19 protein-coding genes and 1 other RNA gene are annotated in these 18,686 nt (G+C 65.1%); 3 read left to right on the forward strand and 17 right to left on the reverse strand.

Features of this window, described 5'->3' with window-relative positions; genetic code table 11:
- Positions 1-71: 71 nt before the first annotated feature.
- The 7 genes from acpP to EL335_RS07350 form a co-directional block, all read right to left on the reverse strand.
- Positions 72-311 (reverse strand): acyl carrier protein, encoded by a 240-nt coding sequence (gene acpP, locus EL335_RS07320; RefSeq protein WP_126445509.1) that lies wholly within the window; start codon positions 309-311, stop codon positions 72-74.
- A 78-nt stretch (positions 312-389) separates the two neighbouring features.
- Positions 390-1,142: a 3-oxoacyl-ACP reductase FabG gene (gene fabG, locus EL335_RS07325; protein ID WP_126445511.1), complete on the reverse strand. Its 753-nt coding sequence runs from the start codon at positions 1,140-1,142 to the stop codon at positions 390-392.
- A 5-nt stretch (positions 1,143-1,147) separates the two neighbouring features.
- On the reverse strand, positions 1,148-2,077 hold the full coding sequence (gene fabD, locus EL335_RS07330; RefSeq protein WP_126445513.1) for an ACP S-malonyltransferase: 930 nt from the start codon (positions 2,075-2,077) through the stop codon (positions 1,148-1,150).
- Between the two features lie 10 nt (positions 2,078-2,087).
- Positions 2,088-3,056: a beta-ketoacyl-ACP synthase III gene (locus EL335_RS07335; RefSeq protein ID WP_126445514.1), complete on the reverse strand. Its 969-nt coding sequence runs from the start codon at positions 3,054-3,056 to the stop codon at positions 2,088-2,090.
- Between the two features lie 9 nt (positions 3,057-3,065).
- Complete coding sequence (gene plsX / locus EL335_RS07340; RefSeq protein ID WP_126445516.1) at positions 3,066-4,091, reverse strand: phosphate acyltransferase PlsX; 1,026 nt, start codon at positions 4,089-4,091, stop codon at positions 3,066-3,068.
- Between the two features lie 65 nt (positions 4,092-4,156).
- Entirely contained in the window at positions 4,157-4,336 is a 180-nt protein-coding gene (gene rpmF / locus EL335_RS07345; RefSeq protein WP_126445518.1) for a 50S ribosomal protein L32, read from the reverse strand.
- A gap of 18 nt (positions 4,337-4,354) precedes the next feature.
- Positions 4,355-4,906 (reverse strand): YceD family protein, encoded by a 552-nt coding sequence (locus tag EL335_RS07350; protein WP_126445520.1) that lies wholly within the window; start codon positions 4,904-4,906, stop codon positions 4,355-4,357.
- A 60-nt stretch (positions 4,907-4,966) separates the two neighbouring features.
- Between EL335_RS07350 and EL335_RS07355 the strand changes: the two genes are divergently transcribed.
- Together EL335_RS07355 and EL335_RS07360 are read left to right on the forward strand one after the other, a co-directional pair.
- Positions 4,967-5,551, forward strand: coding sequence for a Maf family protein (locus EL335_RS07355; protein WP_126445522.1), 585 nt, complete (start codon positions 4,967-4,969; stop codon positions 5,549-5,551).
- Between the two features lie 429 nt (positions 5,552-5,980).
- Entirely contained in the window at positions 5,981-6,712 is a 732-nt protein-coding gene (locus EL335_RS07360; protein WP_126445524.1) for an SAM-dependent methyltransferase, read from the forward strand.
- Here EL335_RS07360 and EL335_RS07365 read toward each other — a convergent pair.
- The 3 genes from EL335_RS07365 to EL335_RS07375 are packed head-to-tail and all read right to left on the reverse strand — an operon-like array spanning position 6,699 to position 9,239.
- Complete coding sequence (locus tag EL335_RS07365) at positions 6,699-7,649, reverse strand: S49 family peptidase (RefSeq protein WP_126445526.1); 951 nt, start codon at positions 7,647-7,649, stop codon at positions 6,699-6,701. The two genes, EL335_RS07360 and EL335_RS07365, sit on opposite strands and share 14 nt — an antisense overlap.
- Positions 7,646-8,302, reverse strand: a complete 657-nt coding sequence (locus EL335_RS07370; RefSeq protein ID WP_126447754.1) for an HAD-IIIA family hydrolase — start codon at positions 8,300-8,302, stop codon at positions 7,646-7,648. Before EL335_RS07370 ends, EL335_RS07365 begins: the two co-directional genes overlap by 4 nt.
- Positions 8,271-9,239, reverse strand: a complete 969-nt coding sequence (locus EL335_RS07375) for an RluA family pseudouridine synthase (RefSeq protein WP_126445528.1) — start codon at positions 9,237-9,239, stop codon at positions 8,271-8,273. The genes EL335_RS07370 and EL335_RS07375 overlap by 32 nt, the downstream gene beginning before the upstream one ends.
- Before the next feature lie 462 nt (positions 9,240-9,701).
- Here EL335_RS07375 and EL335_RS07380 point away from each other — a divergent pair, with 462 nt between their 5' ends.
- Entirely contained in the window at positions 9,702-12,368 is a 2,667-nt protein-coding gene (locus EL335_RS07380) for an Rne/Rng family ribonuclease (RefSeq protein WP_126445530.1), read from the forward strand.
- A 31-nt stretch (positions 12,369-12,399) separates the two neighbouring features.
- On the opposite strand, the gene EL335_RS07385 is transcribed toward EL335_RS07380, so the two are convergent.
- The 7 genes from EL335_RS07385 to EL335_RS07415 form a co-directional block, all read right to left on the reverse strand.
- Positions 12,400-12,873 carry a low molecular weight protein-tyrosine-phosphatase gene (locus EL335_RS07385; protein WP_126445532.1) on the reverse strand — a complete coding sequence of 158 codons (474 nt, stop codon included), beginning with the start codon at positions 12,871-12,873 and terminating at the stop codon, positions 12,400-12,402.
- A gap of 4 nt (positions 12,874-12,877) precedes the next feature.
- Positions 12,878-13,201 carry a YbaB/EbfC family nucleoid-associated protein gene (locus EL335_RS07390; RefSeq protein WP_126447756.1) on the reverse strand — a complete coding sequence of 108 codons (324 nt, stop codon included), beginning with the start codon at positions 13,199-13,201 and terminating at the stop codon, positions 12,878-12,880.
- A 14-nt stretch (positions 13,202-13,215) separates the two neighbouring features.
- Positions 13,216-14,796, reverse strand: coding sequence for a DNA polymerase III subunit gamma/tau (gene dnaX / locus EL335_RS07395; protein WP_126445534.1), 1,581 nt, complete (start codon positions 14,794-14,796; stop codon positions 13,216-13,218).
- A 20-nt stretch (positions 14,797-14,816) separates the two neighbouring features.
- The gene (locus EL335_RS07400; protein ID WP_126445536.1) at positions 14,817-15,329 is read right to left on the reverse strand and encodes a Spy/CpxP family protein refolding chaperone; all 513 of its coding nucleotides are present in this window, start codon (positions 15,327-15,329) and stop codon (positions 14,817-14,819) included.
- A 92-nt stretch (positions 15,330-15,421) separates the two neighbouring features.
- Positions 15,422-15,520: signal recognition particle sRNA small type (ffs, locus tag EL335_RS07405), an RNA gene on the reverse strand.
- A gap of 10 nt (positions 15,521-15,530) precedes the next feature.
- Positions 15,531-16,388, reverse strand: a complete 858-nt coding sequence (locus EL335_RS07410) for an alpha/beta fold hydrolase (protein ID WP_284155282.1) — start codon at positions 16,386-16,388, stop codon at positions 15,531-15,533.
- 5 nt (positions 16,389-16,393) lie between these two features.
- Positions 16,394-18,679 (reverse strand): DNA internalization-related competence protein ComEC/Rec2, encoded by a 2,286-nt coding sequence (locus EL335_RS07415; protein WP_126445541.1) that lies wholly within the window; start codon positions 18,677-18,679, stop codon positions 16,394-16,396.
- Between the last annotated feature and the right edge of the window lie 7 nt (positions 18,680-18,686).

The following is an 18,686-nucleotide window of genomic DNA, read 5'->3' on the forward strand; positions in this document are numbered from 1 at the left end:
TGATATGTCTCGGTCGCTGCGCACCAAACGCCTTGTATCTGGCCATCCTCGTGACGTTTTTCAACGACCTGTTACTGCTTCAGATGGTTCTTGACGTAGTCGATCGCCTGCTGGACCGTGGTGATCTTTTCGGCTTCCTCGTCGGGGATCTCGCACTCGAACTCCTCCTCGAGGGCCATCACCAGTTCGACCGTGTCAAGCGAATCGGCGCCTAGATCATCGACGAAGGAGGACTCGTTCTTGATGTCGGCCTCGTTCACACCGAGCTGTTCGGCGACGATTTTCTTGACACGTTGTTCGATGTTGTCCATTGTGATTGCTCCTTCCCTGTGAAGGCGGGTGTTGAGAACCCGCGTAGTTTAGCAAAAAGGTGTTCTTCCTACTTCGCATCAAACCATGTACATGCCGCCGTTGACATGCAGCATGGCGCCGGTGATGTAGGCGGCCTCCGGTCCGGCCAAAAAGGCGACGGCATTGGCGATGTCCTCGGCCTGGCCGAGGCGGCCGAGCGGAATCTTCTGGATCAACGCATTACGCTGCTCTTCGGAGAGCGCGCGCGTCATCGCCGTGTCGATGAAACCGGGCGCGACGCAGTTGACCGTGATGTTGCGGCTGCCGACTTCCTGCGCCAAAGAGCGCGACAGGCCGGCGACACCGGCTTTGGAGGCCGCATAGTTGATTTGGCCGGGGTTGCCGGAGGCGGCGACGACCGAGGAGATGTTGATGATGCGTCCGCAACGCGCCTTCATCATGCCGCGTAACACCAGCTTGGAGAGGCGAAACACCGACTTCAGGTTGGTGTCGATCACCGCGTCCCACTCCTCTTCCTTCATGCGCATCGCCAGATTGTCGCGCGTGATGCCGGCATTGTTGACCAGGATCGTCACGGCACCGAAGCGCCTTTCGACTTCGCCGATCACCGCTTCGCAGGCGGCGCCGTCGGTGACGTCGAGCACGGCGCCCCAGCCGGTAATGCCGGCAGCATCGAGCGCTTTTTGGATCTCCTGGGCGGCGGCTTCATTGATGTCGGCGCCGACGACGGTCGCGCCGCGGCGGCCCAGCGCCTGCACGATCGCCGCGCCAATGCCGCGCGCCGCGCCAGTCACGAAAGCAATCTGTCCTTGCAAAGCATCATCTTGCATGATGATCATCCTTTCACGAGTACGAGGGTAGATTCCAGCGCGGCCAGGTCGTTGAGGGCGCCGCCGGCGAGTTCTGCGCAGCGTTTGGTCAGGCCGGCAAGCACCTTGCCCGGGCCGCATTCGAAGACATGGCTGATGCCGGCGGCCTGCATCGCGCGCAGGGTTTCGACCCAACGCACCGGGGAAGCCGCCTGACGCACCAGCGCGTCACGGATCGCGGCGGGATCGTTTACTACTGCGACATCGACGTTGTTGATCACCGGGATCGTTGGCGGACGCAACTCGATGTGCGCCAGCGCATCACGCAGGCGTTCGGCCGCCGGCTGCATCAGCGCACAGTGGAACGGCGCCGAGACGGGGAGCATCACCGCGCGCTTGGCACCGGCCGTCTTGCAGGCATCGATGGCGCGTTCGACCGCGGCCTTATGACCCGCGATCACGGTCTGCTCGGGGGAGTTGAAATTGACCGCCTCGACGATTTCGCCATGGGCGCTCGCTGCACAGGCGGCCTGCACCTTGTCGGCCTCGAGGCCGAGGATCGCCGCCATCGCCCCCGTGCCAGCCGGCACGGCCTCCTGCATCGCCTTGGCGCGCAGCTCGACGAGCGGCACGGCAGTGGCGAGATCGAGCACACCGGCGGCGACCAGCGCCGCATATTCGCCCAGACTGTGGCCGGCGAGCAGCGCCGGGTCCGGCCCACCTTTCTCACGCCACAATCGCCAGACGGCAATGTCGGCGGTCAGCATCAGCGGCTGGGTATTGACGGTCTGCGCAAGCTGCTCGGCCGGGCCTGCCGTGACCAGTTGCCACAGATCGCGGCCGAGCGCGCTCGAGGCTTCGTCGAAAGTGGCGCGGATCACCGGACTGTCGCCGTAGGCGGCCATCATGCCGAGCGACTGGGAGCCCTGGCCGGGCATCACGAATGCAAATTTCATGAATGGTATCTCACAGGGTCATCAGGACGGCGCCCCAGGTGAAACCGCCGCCAACGCCTTCCAGCAGTGCCGTCTCGCCAGCGCCGAGTTTGCCGCTGCGCACCGCTTCGTCGAGCGCCAGCGGAATCGAGGCGGCCGAGGTGTTGCCATGCCGATCGACGGTGACGACGATACGCTCCGGCGGCAGATGGAGCTTCTTCGCCGTGGCCTGCATGATACGGATGTTCGCCTGATGCGGGATCAGCCAATCGACGTCCGCCGCCGTCTTGCCGGCAGTGGCGAGCACTTCTTCCGCGACCTCGGCGAGCACCTTGACGGCGAATTTGAACACCGCCTGCCCGTCCATGCGCAAGAAGGGATCGCCGATCGGTTCGCCGCCGGAAAGATGACCGGCGACTTGCAGGATTTTGCCGTAGCGGCCATCCGCGTGCAACGCGGTCGCCAGGATGCCGGGACGCTCGCTCGCTTCGATCACGACGGCGCCGGCACCATCACCGAACAGCACGCAGGTGCCGCGATCCTTCCAGTCGAGGATGCGCGAGAAGGTTTCGGCGCCGACGACCAGCGCGCGCCGGTGCGACCCCGAACGGATGAACTTGTCGGCGACGGCGAGCGCATAGATGAAGCCGCCGCACACCGCCTGCAGATCGAAGGCCGGGGCGCCGTTGGTCATCCCCAGCTTGTCCTGCAGAATGGTCGCGGTGCTCGGGAAGACGTAGTCCGGCGTCGAGGTCGCGACGATGACGAGATCGATGTCGTTCGCTTGGCAGCTCGCCGCCTCCAGCGCGCGTTGCGAGGCGACGAGCGCCAGATCGCTGGCGGCCACGTCCGGGGACGCCAGATGGCGCACGCGGATGCCGGTGCGCTCGACGATCCAGGCGTCAGACGAATCGAGGCCGTGGGCATGGATCAGCGACGTGTTATCGACGGGTGCGCCGGGTAGATAACCGCCGGTGCCGATGATACGGGAATGGACCATCCTTCACTTTCAATCACAAAGTGTCGGCGCAATGGGCACCGACGCCATGCGCGCCGCGATCTTTTCGGGCAACTTCTGGCGCGCCGCCTCCGCCGCCTGTTGGAGGGCATGGCGGAAGGCAAAGCCGTCCGCCGAGCCGTGACTCTTGACCACCACCCCCTTCAGACCGAGCAGGCTGGCGCCATTGTAACGGCGCGGATCGACCCGTGTCTTGAACGCCTTGAGCACGGGCAGCGCCGCAAGACCCGCGAGCCGGGTGAGTGGATTGCGGGCGAACTCCTCGCGCAGGAAGGTGCTGATCATGCGCGCCAGCCCCTCCGAGGTCTTCAGCGCCACATTGCCGACGAAGCCGTCGCAGACGATCACGTCGGCCGCGCCCATGTAGATGCCATCGCCTTCGACGTTGCCGATGAAGTTGAGGCCGCTTTCCTTGAGTAGCTCGGCGGCACGCTTGACGGTCTCGTTGCCCTTGATGTCCTCCTCGCCGATGTTGAGCAGGCCGACCGTGGGTCGCTCCTTGTGTTCGAGCGCGGCGGCGAGCATCGCCCCCATGATGCCGAACTGGAGCAGATGTTCCGGTTCGCAATCGACGTTGGCGCCGAGATCGAGCACATAGCTGTGGCCGCGCAGCGTCGGCAGCGCAGTGGCGATCGCCGGCCGGTCGATGCCCGGCAGGGTCTTGAGCACGAAACGCGACACGGCCATCAGCGCGCCGGTGTTGCCGGCCGAGACGGCGCCATCGGCACGACCTTCCTTGACGAGGTCGGCCATCACACGCAGCGAGGAATCCTTCTTCACGCGCAACGCGGTGGCCACCGGGTCGTGCATGTCGACGACCTCGCTCGCATGCTGAATGGACCAGCGCCCGGCGAGCGCTTCCTCGGTATGTCTGAGCAAGGGTGTGAGAGCGCTTTCGCGGCCGACGAGGATCGCCGCGCAAGCGTGATCATGACGCAGGAATTCGAGCACGGCCGGGACGGTCACGGCAGGTCCATGATCGCCCCCCATGCAATCCACTGCCAAGGTGATCGTCATTCAGTCCCCCACTGAATGAAACGGCCGGACGCCCCAACGTCCGGCCGTCAGGCGATGCGCGCGATTCACTCGCTGCGGGTTTTGATGACCTTCTTGCCGCGATAAACGCCCGAGGGTGAGATGTGATGGCGCAGATGCACCTCGCCGGTGGTCGGCTCGATCGCCAGCGGCGGTGCGGACAGGAAATCGTGCGAACGATGCATGCCGCGTTTGGACGGGGACTTCTTGTTCTGCTGAACAGCCATGATGACTCCTTTTTCGACTCAATGTTGCTTCAAACCCGCCAGCACCGCGAACGGCGACGGCGCCCTGTCTTCTTCCGGTGCAGCCCCGACGGCCAGGGGCGGCACGCAATCCGCATGACGCGGCACGATCGGCAACGCCAGCAGCACTTCCTCTTCGACCAGGGCCAGGAGCGACAACGCCGGACTGGCCTCGATCGCATCCCAGGCGTCGCTTTCCAGATCCTCTTCCGGCCAGTCGGCGCCCGACGGCACGAGCAGCAAGTGGCTGTCGATCGCACAGTCGACTTCGACGGCCGCCAGACAGCGCTGACACTGCAACTGCACCCGGCCCGTCACGGTCAGCCGCAACCCAGGCCGCGACTCACCCGCACAGTCGAGACGGCAGCCTTCCAGCACGCAGGCAAGCCAACCCTCCTGGCTCGTCACGACGTCTGCCAGCCGCGGCAACTGCGCCAAGGCAAGCCTTCCTGCGATCTGGCCGCCTTCCTCGGCAAAACGCAGGCTGTCGATGACCGCCGTGGCGAAATCGGGTTCTTCCTGACACGACATAAAGGGCGCGAATGCTATCATGCCCGCCCTTCCCAGTCAAAGGCCATCGGCCGAAAAAACCTGCAAAAACATTCCACAACCATGAACTTCCCGCGCCTCGTCCTCGCCTCGACCTCGCCTTACCGTCGCGAACTGCTGGGCCGCCTGCACCTACCTTTCGAAACCTGCTCGCCTGAAACCGACGAAACTCCGCTACCCGGCGAAGCGCCGGCGGCGACCGCACAGCGGCTTTCGCTCGCCAAGGCCCAGGCGGTCGTCGAGCGTTATCCGGATGCGCTGATCATCGGCTCGGATCAGGTCGCCTACTGCGGCGACCAGCGTTTCGGCAAGCCCGGCAGCCGAGACAACGCACGCCGCCAACTGCGCGAGCTCTCCGGCAAGACGGCGATTTTCCATACCGGCCTGTGCCTGCTCAACAGTGCGAGCGGCCGTCACCACTTGCGCGGAGTTGCCACCGAAGTGCGCTTTCGCGAGCTCTCGGATGCAGAAATCGAGCGTTACCTCGACAAGGAAGATGCCCTGAACTGTTCCGGCAGCGCGCGCGCCGAGGGCCTGGGCATCAGCCTGCTCGAATGGATGAAGAGCGACGATCCGACGGCGCTCATCGGCTTACCGCTGATCGCACTTTGCGAGATGCTGCGCGCCGAGGGGCTCGAACTGCCTTAAACCCAGATTGTCCATTAGACCGGGCTGATTTGCATGAGCATTTGATATGATCCTAAAAATCCCAGTTGATCGCTCCTCAAGGCAAAAATGTCTTCGGAAATCAGCAGTTATCTCGCTTTCGCTGCTCACCAAAAAGGTGAGCCCGCTACGCACCCCCTGGCGCACCCCGGCGGGCGCCTGGCTTTGTTGCTCCTCCTTGCAGGCATGAGCCTGCTGCGTCGTCGCGTCGCGCCATGCACCCGCCGGGACGCACCATCGGGCGCGTCCAACTGAGGTTTTTAGGATGATTATTTTATTGCCCTACGCGGCGGTTTTCATGCTGCGGGCGGCATCTTTGCGCCCCCGCTCCTCGCCAATAGGCCCCGCTATTGGCTCGTCGCGGTAACGCAAACCTGCTCGCCCTCGCTTTTGATACCCGCTCGCGTTCCAATGGACAATCTGGGTTACGGCACGCTCTATCTGCTGCCCACCCGCCTGGGCGAAGTGCCCTGGCCGGCCGTGCTGCCCGCTGGCACCCGCGAGATCGCGTGCCGGCTGTGTCATTTCGTCGTCGAAAACGCCAAGAGCGCGCGCGCCGCATTGAAATGGCTCGACCATCCCGGCCCGCTGCACAAACTCGCCATCGAGGAATTGCCCGCATCCCCTGCGCCGGCCGATCTCGATCGCCTGCTGGCCCCGCTGCTGGCCGGCCAGGACATGGGGGTGATGTCGGAGGCCGGCTGTCCCGGCGTGGCCGATCCCGGCGCCCTGCTCGTCCGGCGCGCCCACGAACTGGGCATCCCCGTGCGGCCGCTCGTCGGTCCCTCGTCGCTGCTGCTGGCGCTGATGGCCTCGGGACTCGAAGGCCAGCGCTTCGCCTTTCACGGCTATCTGCCACGACGCGAGCCCGAGCGCTCGCAGCACATCGCCGAGCTGGAACGGGAATCGCGGCAAAAACGGCAGACACAGCTCTTCATCGAGACGCCCTACCGCAACGCGGCCCTGCTCGAAGCGCTGATCACCACCTGCCGGGCGGACACATTGCTGTGCCTGGCTTGCGATCTGACGCTGCCGACCGAACAGATCGTGACGCGCCGCATCATCGAGTGGCGGTGCCGGCCTGACAGCGCCGACTCTTACGCCAAGCGGCCGACGGTGTTTCTGCTGCTCAGCGCAGCGTGAAACGCGCCAGCGCAGCACCGAACGCCGCCGCGGCATCCGCTCCGAAACGGCGCGCGAATTTCTCGGCGAAATTCGGCTCGACCGTGTAGTCGCGGATGTCCTCGGCCTTGAGCACGTCGCGGGCGACCGATTCGACCGTGCCGAAACCGTCGGCCAGCCCCAGCTCGACGCTCTCGGCGCCCGTCCACATCAGCCCGGAAAACATCTCGGGCGTCTCCTTGAGCCGATCGCCGCGGCCCTTCTTCACCTCGGCGATGAACTGCCGGTGGATTTCGTCGAGCATCTTTTGCGCATGCGCCTTGTGAAGCTCATTCTGCGGCGAGAAAGGATCGAGGAAGCCTTTGTTCTCGCCGGCGGTCATCAGCCGCCGCTCGATGCCGAGCTTCTCCATCGCGCCGGTGAAGCCGAAGCCGTCCATCAACACGCCGATCGAGCCGACGATGCTCGCCTTGTCGACGAAGATCTTGTCGGCGGCCGCGGCGACGTAATAACCGCCCGAGGCACAGACATCCTCGACGACGGCATAAAGCGGCTTATCGGGGTGCTTGCTGCGCAGACGGCGAATCTCGTCGGCGATGATGCCGGCCTGCACCGGGCTGCCGCCTGGGCTGTTGATGCGCAGCACCACGCCCACCGCACCACGATCGTCGAAAGCCGCCTGCAAAGCGCTCAAGACGTCGTCGGCATTCACATCCCCTTTGGCCTGGATCACGCCCTGCAGGTCGATCAATGCGGTATGGCGCGCCGCCTTCTCTGGGCTGATGGCACTCCAGTCGATCACCACGGCGAGCAGGATGCCCAAATAGGCAAAGCCGAGCAGCTTGAAGAAAATTCCCCAGCGCCGCGCGCGCCGCTGTTCGGCCACGGCGGCCAGCGCCACTTTTTCGAGCACCTTGCGTTCCCAGTTCCCGTCTTCCGCCACGTCACCCTCGTTCATCTTGCATCCGCCAGCCACTTCGCCAGCGCAGCGATCGAATCGGCACAGTATAACGGCCCGGCGTCCTCCAAGTCTGCGCGCGCATGTGCGCCATAAGTCACCGCGACGGCGGCGGTGCCGGCATTGGCGGCCATCATCAGGTCGTGCGTCGTGTCGCCGATCATCAGCGTCTGCGCTGGCTCGACGGCAAACTCTTCCATCAGCTCCAAGAGCATCTGCGGATGGGGTTTCGAATGACACTCATCGGCACAGCGCGTGGCATGGAAAAAGCCGTCGAGGCCGGTCTGGGCGAGCGCACGGTCGAGGCCGAGGCGAGATTTTCCGGTCGCCACTGCGAGTCGATAGCCCCGCTCGGCAAGGTCTTGAACGAAATCGGCCGCGCCGGGAAACAGCGTGAGCTCGTGATCGCGCGACAGGTAATGGTGACGGTAGCGCGCCACCAGCTCGGGATAGTGCGCTTCGGGCAGATCGGGCAGGGCATGGCGCAAGGCTTCGTTGAGCCCCAGACCGATGATGTGGCGCGCGCGCTCGATAGGCGGCGGCGCCAGGCCCAGATCGCGCGCCGCAGCCTGCACGCTGGCGACGATCAGCGCCGCCGAATCCATCAGCGTGCCATCCCAATCAAAGACGATCAACTCGAAGCGTTGCTGCATCATCGCCGCCAATCCGTTTCATGAAGTTTTCCAGTTCCGCTGGCAAGGGCGAGGCCAGCGCCAGCATCTCGCCGCTTTGCGGGTGAGGCAACCGCAAGCTGGCCGCATGCAGGAACATGCGTTTCAAGCCATGCTTTTGCAAGGTCTTGTTGAGCGCGAAATCGCCATATTTTTCATCGCCCGCGATCGGAAAGCCCAGATGCGCGAGATGGACGCGGATCTGATGAGTGCGACCACTCTTCAGCTCCACCTCGAGCAGGCTGAATTCACCCAGGGGTGTTTGCCATTGCTGGAGCAGACGCACGATCGAATGTGCCGGCTTGCCTGCCTCATCCACGCGCACGCGCCGCTCGCCTTCCCCCGTCAGATACTTGTGCAATGGCAGCCTGACGTTGCGCAGTTTGTCGCGCCAATGACCTTTCACGAGCGCCAGATAGCGCTTCTCGATCCCCCCTTCCCGGAACAGGTCATGCAGTCTCATAAGCGCCTTGCGCTTCTTGCCGATTACCAAGAGACCCGAGGTTTCACGGTCGAGGCGATGCGCGAGCTCGAGAAACCTCGCTTGCGGCCGCGCGCGGCGCAGCTGCTCGATGACGCCGAAATCGACGCCGCTGCCGCCATGCACGGCGACTCCCGCCGGCTTGTCGATGACGAGCAGCGCGTCATCCTCGTAGACGACCACGAACTCCCGGCCCGGAGTGGGTCGATCGCTGCGGGGTTCCGGGACGCGCAGCGGCGGCACGCGGATCACGTCGCCCGGCACCAGACGTCGTTCGGCGCCAACCCGCCCCTTATTCACCCGCACCTCGCCGCTCCTGAGAATGCGATAGATGTGGCTCTTGGGCACTCCCTTGAAGGTCTTGAGCAGAAAATTGTCGATGCGCTGCCCGGCGGCATCCTCATCGACTTGAAGGAATGTGACGGATTCTTTACCCAACTCGTTCTTTCACAATATAATGCGCGTGCTTAGCCATCCGCGGATGACGTGCCCGGCGACACGAAGCGGTTCCGGGGCGCCTTTCGCCGATGTTGCCGGCAGCCAGGCCGCCCGCCATTCTACGGGGCCCGCCTGCCGTCATGGGGTATGACGCCTCCGCCTTCCAGGCCGCACGACGCACGTTACCGTCCGGCTGGCGCCGGAATCCCGTTCTGCCTTGCTGGCCCAGGTGAAGTCGCTCACCGCAAGTTGCGACCCGTAACGATATCTTTCGCGTACAGACAGGCTTCGATATGCGCGGCCGGCTTTCACCGGCCAGCCGCGCGATCCGACAAACCCACGACCCATTTGCCCATCCCACACCCCTCGATCCCGATGGTGTCGAACCCGCAAATCCGTTAGAAAACGCCACCTTCGTGGCGCGATTTGTCGTGCCTGCCTGCGCGCCGAGCAGGAGCACAGATGAAACGCATGTTGTTCAATGCGACGCAGGCCGAGGAACTCCGCGTCGCGATCGTCGATGGTCAGAAGCTGATCGACCTCGACATCGAATCGGCCACCAAGGAGCAAAGAAAGAGCAACATCTACAAGGCGGTGATCACCCGCATCGAGCCCAGCCTCGAAGCCGCCTTCGTCGATTACGGCGCCGAACGCCACGGCTTTCTGCCGTTCAAGGAGGTCGCCAGAAGCTACTATCAGTCCGGCCTCGAACCCGGTCGCGCGCGCATCCAGGATGCCCTCAAGGTCGGCCAGGAACTGATCGTCCAGGTCGAAAAGGACGAGCGCGGCAACAAGGGCGCCGCGCTGACCACCTACATTTCGCTCGCCGGCCGCTATCTGGTGCTGATGCCGAACAACCCGCGCGGCGGCGGCGTCTCGCGCCGCATCGAGGGTGAGGAACGTCAAGAACTGCGCGAGGTGATGGATCAGCTCGAAGTGCCGCCCGGCATGAGCCTGATCGCCCGCACCGCCGGCATCGGCCGCAGCGTCGAGGAGCTGCAATGGGACCTCAACTACCTGTTGCAGCTGTGGCGCGCGATCGAGGGCGCGGCCCAGGCGCAGTCCGGCGCCTTTTTGATCTATCAGGAATCGAGCCTGGTGATCCGTGCGATTCGCGATTATTTCCAGCCGGACATCGGCGAGATCCTGATCGACACCGACGACATCTTCGAACAGGCCCAGCAGTTCATGGCCCACGTGATGCCGGCCAACGTCAATCGGGTCAAACGCTATCGCGACGACGTGCCGCTGTTTTCGCGCTTCCAGATCGAGCACCAGATCGAAACTGCCTACTCGCGGCAGGTCACCCTCCCTTCCGGCGGCGCGGTGGTGATCGACCACACCGAGGCGCTGGTGGCGATCGATGTCAACTCCGGGCGTGCCACCAAGGGCGCCGACATCGAGGAAACCGCGCTCAAGACCAACCTCGAAGCGGCGGACGAAATTGCCCGTCAATTGCGTTTGCGCGACCTGGGGGGGCTCATCGTCATCGACTTCATCGACATGGAATCACCCAAAAGCCAGCGCGAAGTCGAAAATCGCCTGCGCGAAGCGCTGCATTACGACCGCGCCCGGGTGCAGATCGGCAAGATCTCGCGCTTTGGCCTGCTGGAACTTTCCCGCCAGCGGCTGCGTCCGGCGCTGGCCGAGACCAGCTACATCACCTGCCCGCGCTGCACCGGCACCGGCCATATCCGCTCGACCGAATCGGCCGCGCTGCACATCCTGCGCATCCTCGAAGAGGAAGCGATGAAGGAAAACACCGGCGCACTGCACGTGCAGGTGCCGGTCGATGTCGCCACCTACCTGTTGAACGAGAAGCGTCCGGACATCGCCCGCATCGAGCTGCGGCATCACGTCAACCTGATCATCATCCCGAATCGCTACATCGAGACGCCGCACTACGAGATCGTCCGTCTGCGCCACGACCAGCTCAACCTGGAAGGCATCAGCCAGCCGAGCTATGAAATGGCTCTGAAGCCGGCGGAAGAAGCTGCGACGCAAGCCGCCCAGACAGAAGCCAAAGCGCCGCGCCCCGAAGCGGCAGTGAAGGGCATCACCCCCGAACAGCCGGCCCCGACCGTCGCGCCGAAATCCACCGAGCCGGCAACGCCGAAGCCTGGGTTCTTTGCCCGCATCCTGTCTTGGCTTACCGGCGGCAAGAAGGAAGAGCCTGCCGTCGAGGAGGCACCGAAGAAATCCGCGGCCGCCGGCCGACGCGAACGCAGCGAGGGCGTCGAACGTGGCGGCCGCACGCGCCGCGAAGGACGTGAGAGCCGCGAGCGCAACGAGAAGGGTGATCGCCGCGAAGCGCGGGAAGGCCGTCAAAACCGTGCCGAGCAAGGCGAGCGCAAGGAACGTCCCGGGGGCGCGAAGGAAGCGCGCGAAGCGCGTCCGAATCGTCAGAAAGCCGTGGCAGCCGAACAGCAGGAGGCACCGCCTGCCGCCCTTGCCGTCGCCCCCAATGAAGGCAGCGCAGCCGAGGGTACAGGTGGCCGGCGTCGCGGCCGGCGCGGCGGACGCAATCGCGGCGAACGCCAGCTCGAGGAAGTCGCCGCCGCCGTCGCGGCAGTCTCTGCGCCGCCAGAAGAGGCCGCCCCCATCCCCGACACCGCCCCGCTGATGGCGGCCACTGGGCCGACCGCAGCCCCGGAATTGCTGACGGAGACCCACGCTGCTGGCAGCGCCGCGCCGGTCGCCGCGAGCGCGCCCGGGGGGGGTGCCGTCCCGCCAGCGCCGACTTCTGGAGGCAAGGCGCCCGGCGGGACGTCCTCCATTCCGCCAGCGCCGACTTCGACTCCTGCCGAACCGACTACCGACGCACCCTTGGCTGTGACGGAGCCAGTCGCGCTTCCTCCGGCGGAATCTCAGCCACCGCTTGCTGCGCCACTGGGCGTGGCGCCTGCTCCGGAAACGCACACCCAGGCGGATGTGTCTGCAGCAGCGCCGATCACCGTCGATCTCGCGGCCGAACTGGCGAAAGCCGGTCTGCAGCTGGTCGAAACGACGAAGCGCCCCACTGCTGCGCCGGTCGAGCCGCCCGTGCAACCGCTTGGCCGCAAGCCCAAACCGGCGCCGTTGCTCAGCGACGAACCGCTGGTGATGGTGGAAACCCGGAAACCGGAATAGCCGTGGAAACGTCCGCGCGAAGCGGGCGTTTTCACTTCTGCGGGGCGAGCCGGCTCAACAACCCGTCGGCCGCCGCCTCGACCAAATCGAGGACGATTTCGAAGCCTTCCAGTCCGCCGTAGTAGGGGTCGGGTACTTCATCGAAGCCCCTCTCCGGCGCGAATTCGAGAAACAGGCCGAGCTTGCCGTGATGCTCATCCGGGCAGATCTCACGCAACAGCGTGAGGTTGTCGCGATCCATCGCCAGGATGCGGTCGAAGCGCACGAAATCGGACTCATTGACCTGACGCGCGCGCAAGCTCGATAGATCGTAGCCGCGTCTCTTCGCCGCTTCCTGCGCACGGCGATCGGGCGGATTGCCGACGTGATAGCCATGGGTGCCGGCCGAATCGAACTCGAAAAAGCCGTGTAATCCGCGCCGCCTGGCCAACTCGCGCGCCACGCCCTCGGCAGTGGGCGAGCGGCAGATATTGCCCATGCAGACGAACAAGATACGTTGTCGCATCGGTTCAAAACGGCAGTTTCATCCCGGGCGGCAGCGGCAGACCGGCGGTCAGTGCCCCCATGCGCTCCTGGACCGTCGCTTCGACGCGCCGGTTGGCATCGTTGAGCGCAGCGGCGATCAGGTCTTCGAGCATCTCCTTGTCGTCCATCACCGACGGATCGATGATGACGCGTTTCACATCATGCTTGCAGGTCATGACGATCTTCACGGCGCCGGCGCCGGACTGGCCCTCCACTTCGAGATTGGCCAGCTCTTCTTGCGCCTTCTGCATGTTTTCCTGCATCTTCTGCGCCTGTTTCATCAGGTTGGCAATACCGCCTTTGTTCAGCATGTCGTGTTCCTCTAGAGGGGTTTGATGGTGGATTCGTCGATGCTCGCGTCGAACAGGTCGCAGACCTCGCGCACGAAGGGATCATTCTCGATCGCGGCGATCGCCTGATCCTGCCGCTCGCGCTTGAGCTGGTCGGCTCGTGCTTTCGGTGTAGCACCATTCGGTGCGCCAAGCTGGATTTCGAGCCGCAAGGGCTCCCCGAAATGTTTCGCCAGCTCGGCGCGCAGCTTGTCCTGATGCATTTGCAGGAAGCGGTGGGCCGGATCGAGGCGTAGCACGATCTTCTGGCCGTCACAATCGACCAGCTCGCAATGCTGGGCGAGCTGGCGCGCCATGCCGGTGAGCGTATTGCCCTCGACCAGCGTATGCCAGTCATCTGGCGCTGCCGCAACCGGCCCGGCCGAGGAGGAAAGCGACGGCGCTTCGGGAGCTACGGCGGGTGCCACTGCGGCCGCGGTGGCCGTCTGGGTCATTGGAGCAACCGCCGTGCGCGCAGGCTTTTCGTCACCACCGCCTGGCCGGAAGGCATGCAGCCGCAGCAGGGTCATCGTGAAGCCGGCCGCCTCGTCGGGGGCCAGCGCCAGTTCGTCGCGCCCGTGGGTGACGATCTGGTAACAGAGCTGGAGGAATTCGGCATCGAGACGTTCGGCATACGGCGTCAGCCGCGCACGCTCGGTATCGTCGAGGATCGCCTCGGGTGCGAACTGCAGGAGCGCGATGCGATGAAACAAGGTCGCCAGCTCCTGCAACGCCGCTTCGAAATTCAGGCTGCGCTCTTCCATCGTCCTGGCCACCGCCAGCATCGCCTGGATGTCGCCGGCTGCGAGTCCGTCGAGCAATGCGAACAGGTAATCGTCAGCGACGGTGCCGAGCATCGCCCGCACGCCCTCCTCCTCGACGCGTCCGGCGCCGTGGGCGATCGCCTGGTCGAGCAGCGAGAGCGCATCGCGCATCGAACCGGCGGCGGCTTTGGCCAGATGTCTGAGTGCTGGCGCCTCGAAATGGATGCCTTCGGCCGTCAGCACCCGCGCCAGATGATCGACGATCGCGGCCTGCGGCATCTGCTTGAGGTTGAATTGCAGACACCGGCTCAATACCGTGACGGGAATCTTTTGCGGATCGGTGGTGGCGAGGATGAACTTGACGTGCTCCGGCGGCTCTTCGAGGGTCTTGAGCATCGCGTTGAAGGCATGGCCCGAGAGCTGGTGCACTTCGTCGATCATATAGACCTTGTAGCGGCCGGCATTCGGCGCATAGGCGGCCTTCTCCAAGAGCGCCGCCATGTCCTCGACGCCGCGGTTCGAGGCGGCATCCATTTCGACGTAGTCGATGAAGCGCCCGGCATCGATCTCGCGACAGGGCGTGCATTCGCCGCAGGGCGTGGCAGTGACGCCTTTCTCGCAGTTGAGCGCCTTGGCCATGATGCGCGCGATCGTCGTCTTGCCGACGCCGCGCGTGCCGGTGAAGAGATAGGCGTGATGAAGCCGCTGCTGTTCGAGCGCGTGCCTGAGCGAGCGCACGACGTGCTCTTGGCCAACCAGCGTGTCGAAGGATTTCGGGCGCCACTTGCGGGCAAGAACCTGGTAGCTCATGCCCGCGATTCTACCTGCGGTCAGCCCTGCGGGGGCGCCATGCGGCCGTGACGTCCGCCCATCGGCCCTTTGCCCATCCGCGCGGCCTCACGGTCCGCGATCGCCTTCTGTTCAGGGGTGAGCGCCTCATAGAGGCGGTTGAAGCTCTGATGCACCTCCTTCATCGCGGCCAGTCTTTCTTCCATCAGGGCCTCGCGCTTGGCCATGCGTTCCGGCGCGGTGAGCTTGGTGTCAGCAACCAGCGCGCGCATCTCGTTGATGCCCTTGCCCGCCTCGGCCTGCACTTTCTCGGCAAAGGCGTTCCACAACGCTTCCTGCTCGGGGGTGATCTTGAGGTGGTATTTCTGGTAGTCGAGACGTTCCTTGACGCGCGCGGCGGGATCGAAGCGCATCGCGGCCGGGCGACCCATCTTGCCCATCGGCCCCATGCCATCCTCTCCGGACATCATGCCCAGGCCGGGCTGGGCGAAGGCGGCCGTGCCGAGGCCGGCGGCGAGAACGAGACCGAGGAAATATTGCTGTGTGCGTTTCATATGACTCTCCTTGTGAATGAAGTTTGCGAGGAGAGATTGAGCGCCCCAAAGGTAAGCAGACTATGAGCGCTTTGTAACGAAACGTGAGGAAAGGTGGCGAGCCTGACCCCCGGCACTTGCAAGGATTGGCTATGGCTGCTGCCTTCCGGCCCTGACCAGGTTCACCAGCTTGCAATGCGGGGAGACCCGCCACGACGCAGTTTAGCAGCTTTCGCGTTCCAGCCAATCACGCACGATGGCCACTTGCGCATCGTCCAGGAACATCGGCGCGTGGCCGACGTCCGGAATCTCGACACTTTCCGCCTTCGGGCCGCGGCTGCGCATCGCCGCCACCGTTTCCCGCGCGAGCAGATCGGACTGCGCACCGCGGATCACCAGCGTCGGGCAGCGGATCGCGTCATACAGCGGCCACAGGTCGATGTCCTGCCCATCGCGCGCGGCTTGCGCGTAGGGCACGGCGATGCCCGGGTCGTAACGCAGCTGGAAACGGCCGTTCGGGGCGGCCTCGATGACGTGCTGGGTCAGATGTCGCCATTGCGCATCGGTGAGCTGGCCAAACGGCGCGGCGATCGTGCGGATGTAGGCCTCGGCTTCCTGCGGCGAAGCGAAATCCGGCGGCGTGGCGAGATATTCGCCGATGCGCTGCAAGGCGGCGGCGGGGATCAGCGGCCCGACGTCGTTGAGGATCAGGCGGGCGATCGGCGTGCCGGGTTGCGCCGCCAGCGCCATGCCGATGATGCCACCCATCGAGGTGCCGAGCCAATCGACCCGCTCGACATCGAGCCGGGCGATCAGCGCGACCATGTCCTGGGCATATTGGGGAATCGTGTAGTGGTGCGGATCGCGCAGCCAGTCGCTGCCGCCGCGCCCGACCACGTCGGGGCAGACGACGCGATAGCGGTCGGCGAGCCGCTCGGCGAGGAAATCGAAATCACGCCCGCAGCGCGTCAGGCCATGCACGCAGATGAGCACGCGCGGATTGGCCGCATCTCCCCATTCGACATAGGCCATCTTGTGGAACCCGGCGGGGCTCAAGCATTGGACGAATTTCTGGCGCATCACGGTCATTCCCTGGCAGTGAAAGCCGTATTGTGCCAGTAGCGACGGCTGGCTTCGCGCTCGTTCGCGTATGCCGTCCCGCCAGCGCCGATTTGGAAAGTGACGGCGCCATCGCGGTCGGTGCGATGGATGTTGGCATCGGCATAGCGCGCCAGCACGGACGGGTAGGGATGGCCGAAGCGGTTGCGGTAGCCGACCGGAAAGATGACGTCCCGCGCCGCCACCGCCGCGACGAACGCCGGCGACGACGTCTTCTTGCCGCCATGATGGGGCGCGACGAGGATGTCGGCGTGTGCCGCATCGCGATGGCGGGCGAGGAACTCGGCCTCCGCCCGGCCTTCGAGATCGCCGGGGATCAACGCGCTGCCGTGCGGCGATTCGATCTTCAGCGCACAGGAGAGCGCATTGCTGGGCCGCGGGCCATCATAGTCCGCGGCCTGCGGGTGCAACACGCGAAAGCGTATCCCATCCCATTCCCAGCCCTGACCATCGACACAGCGCCGTTCGACGGTTGCCACCGGCAGCGCCGCGAGCAGCGAATCGGCGCCGCCGGCATGATCGCGGTCGGCATGGCTGACGATCAGACGATCGAGCCTGGCTACTCCGATCGCGCGCAGATAGGGCACGACGATGCGGCTACCGGCATCGCTTTGGGCATTGAAGGCAGGCCCTACATCGAACAGCAGATCGTGCGTGGCGGTCTGCACATGCACCGCCTGTCCCTGGCCGACATCGAGCACCCTGAGCATGAATTCGCCCGGCGCCGGTCGTTCCGGCCGCAAGGCGAACAACGGCAGGAACAGCACAGCGCCTGCCCAGCGCGCCGGAAAGCCGCGCGGCAGCAGCAGCCAGACGGCGCCCACGACGGCGACCGGCACCGCCCAGGCCGGCGGCGCATGCTGCTGCCAGAGCGCGCCCGGCAATCCGGCGAGCCACTGGAGAAAATCCATCAACGGCACGAGCAGCAGATGGGCCAGTTGCAGCGCCCAGTCGAAGCCTGGCAGGCTGCCGAGCAAGGCGAGCGGCGTGACGGCAAGGCTGACGAGCGGGATCGCCAACGCATTGGCGAACGGCGAAACCAGCGAAAACTGTTGAAACAGCGCCAACAGCAGCGGAATGAGGCCCAGCGTGATCGCCCATTGTGCGCGCAACCATTCGATCAGCCAATGCCGTTGGCCGAGCCGGCCGGCGCTGATGAAGAACAGCAGCGCCACCGCGCCGAAGGATAGCCAGAAGCCGGCAGAGAGCACCGCCCAGGGATCGAGCAGCAGCACCAGCAACAACGCGGCGCCGAGCACCGTCTGCGCCGCGAGGTTGCGCCCGGAGAGCAACGCGGCGACGACGACGCCGAGCATGTAGAGCGTGCGCTGCGCCGGCACTGCGAAACCGGCGAGCAACGCATAGGCAAGCGCGCCGAGGAAGGCCGCCAGCGCCGCGGCCTTTTGTGCCGGCCAAACCAGCGGCAGCCGTGGCTGGCGCCGCCACAGCATCGAGACGAGCCACGCCACGAGGCCGCCGACCATCGTCACATGCAGGCCGGAGATCGACATCAGGTGCGTGATGCCGGTCGCCGCGAACAGCCGCCACAGCTGCGGCGCGATCGACTGCTGGTCGCCGATCGCCAGCGCCGTCAGCACGCCCGCGTAAGGCGCTTCCGGCAAGGCGCGCTGGATGCGCGCGCGCACCGCTTCACGCAGCCGCTCGATGGTCCAGCCGGCCGGCGCAAGCCGCTGGTTGGTGTCCGATTTGCGCACATAGCCGGTGGCGCGAATGCCGCGTTCGAACAGCCAGCCTTCGTAATCCAAACCGTGGGGATTCAGATTGCCATGCGGGCGTTTCAACCGCACCACGAGCCGCCAGCGCTCGCCGGCATGCGGCAAACTGAGCGCACCGCCGGCCTCCTCATCCTCCTCCTCCTGGCGCTCATCGAGATGCCCATACCAGGAAAGCAGGAGCTTCGAGGGCACCGGCGCATTCGCCGCCTGCGCTGCGAAGACGAAGCGCACGCCGCGCTCGAAGCCTTGCGGCAATCCGGCCACGATGCCCGTGATCTCGATGTCACGCCCTTCCCATTGCGTCGGCAGTTCATCATTCATGCGCCAGTGGGCAAATGCGCCGGCCCAAGTGATGCCGAGTAGCACAGCGCCGAATACCGTCAAGCCCGGCCTGCGCGACACCAGCAGCGCCGCGCCGCCCAGCCCGAGCGCGGCGAGCAAACTCGGCGCTGGCAGGACGGCACACTGCTGCAGCAGCCACACGCCCAGCGCGAAGGCCAGCACCCGCCAAGGCATTAGAATG

Origin of the sequence: Sulfuricystis multivorans, assembly GCF_003966565.1 — a bacterium.
Lineage (GTDB): Bacteria > Pseudomonadota > Gammaproteobacteria > Burkholderiales > Rhodocyclaceae > Sulfuricystis > Sulfuricystis multivorans.

Bases quoted from the DNA above. Each gene is read 5' to 3' on its own strand.
- EL335_RS07355 (WP_126445522.1), top strand. From the start codon at position 4,967: ATGAACTTCCCGCGCCTCGTCCTCGCCTCGACCTCGCCTTACCGTCGC.
- EL335_RS07380 (WP_126445530.1), top strand. From the start codon at position 9,702: ATGAAACGCATGTTGTTCAATGCGACGCAGGCCGAGGAACTCCGCGTC.
- EL335_RS07415 (WP_126445541.1), bottom strand. From the start codon at position 18,679: ATGCCTTGGCGGGTGCTGGCCTTCGCGCTGGGCGTGTGGCTGCTGCAG.
- EL335_RS07370 (WP_126447754.1), bottom strand. From the start codon at position 8,302: ATGCAGCAACGCTTCGAGTTGATCGTCTTTGATTGGGATGGCACGCTG.
- fabD (WP_126445513.1), bottom strand. From the start codon at position 2,077: ATGAAATTTGCATTCGTGATGCCCGGCCAGGGCTCCCAGTCGCTCGGC.
- dnaX (WP_126445534.1), bottom strand. From the start codon at position 14,796: ATGAGCTACCAGGTTCTTGCCCGCAAGTGGCGCCCGAAATCCTTCGAC.
- rpmF (WP_126445518.1), bottom strand. From the start codon at position 4,336: ATGGCTGTTCAGCAGAACAAGAAGTCCCCGTCCAAACGCGGCATGCAT.
- EL335_RS07365 (WP_126445526.1), bottom strand. From the start codon at position 7,649: ATGAACGAGGGTGACGTGGCGGAAGACGGGAACTGGGAACGCAAGGTG.
- fabG (WP_126445511.1), bottom strand. From the start codon at position 1,142: ATGCAAGATGATGCTTTGCAAGGACAGATTGCTTTCGTGACTGGCGCG.
- plsX (WP_126445516.1), bottom strand. From the start codon at position 4,091: ATGACGATCACCTTGGCAGTGGATTGCATGGGGGGCGATCATGGACCT.
- acpP (WP_126445509.1), bottom strand. From the start codon at position 311: ATGGACAACATCGAACAACGTGTCAAGAAAATCGTCGCCGAACAGCTC.
- EL335_RS07360 (WP_126445524.1), top strand. From the start codon at position 5,981: ATGGACAATCTGGGTTACGGCACGCTCTATCTGCTGCCCACCCGCCTG.
- EL335_RS07400 (WP_126445536.1), bottom strand. From the start codon at position 15,329: ATGAAACGCACACAGCAATATTTCCTCGGTCTCGTTCTCGCCGCCGGC.
- EL335_RS07385 (WP_126445532.1), bottom strand. From the start codon at position 12,873: ATGCGACAACGTATCTTGTTCGTCTGCATGGGCAATATCTGCCGCTCG.
- EL335_RS07410 (WP_284155282.1), bottom strand. From the start codon at position 16,388: ATGCGCCAGAAATTCGTCCAATGCTTGAGCCCCGCCGGGTTCCACAAG.
- EL335_RS07335 (WP_126445514.1), bottom strand. From the start codon at position 3,056: ATGGTCCATTCCCGTATCATCGGCACCGGCGGTTATCTACCCGGCGCA.
- EL335_RS07350 (WP_126445520.1), bottom strand. From the start codon at position 4,906: ATGATAGCATTCGCGCCCTTTATGTCGTGTCAGGAAGAACCCGATTTC.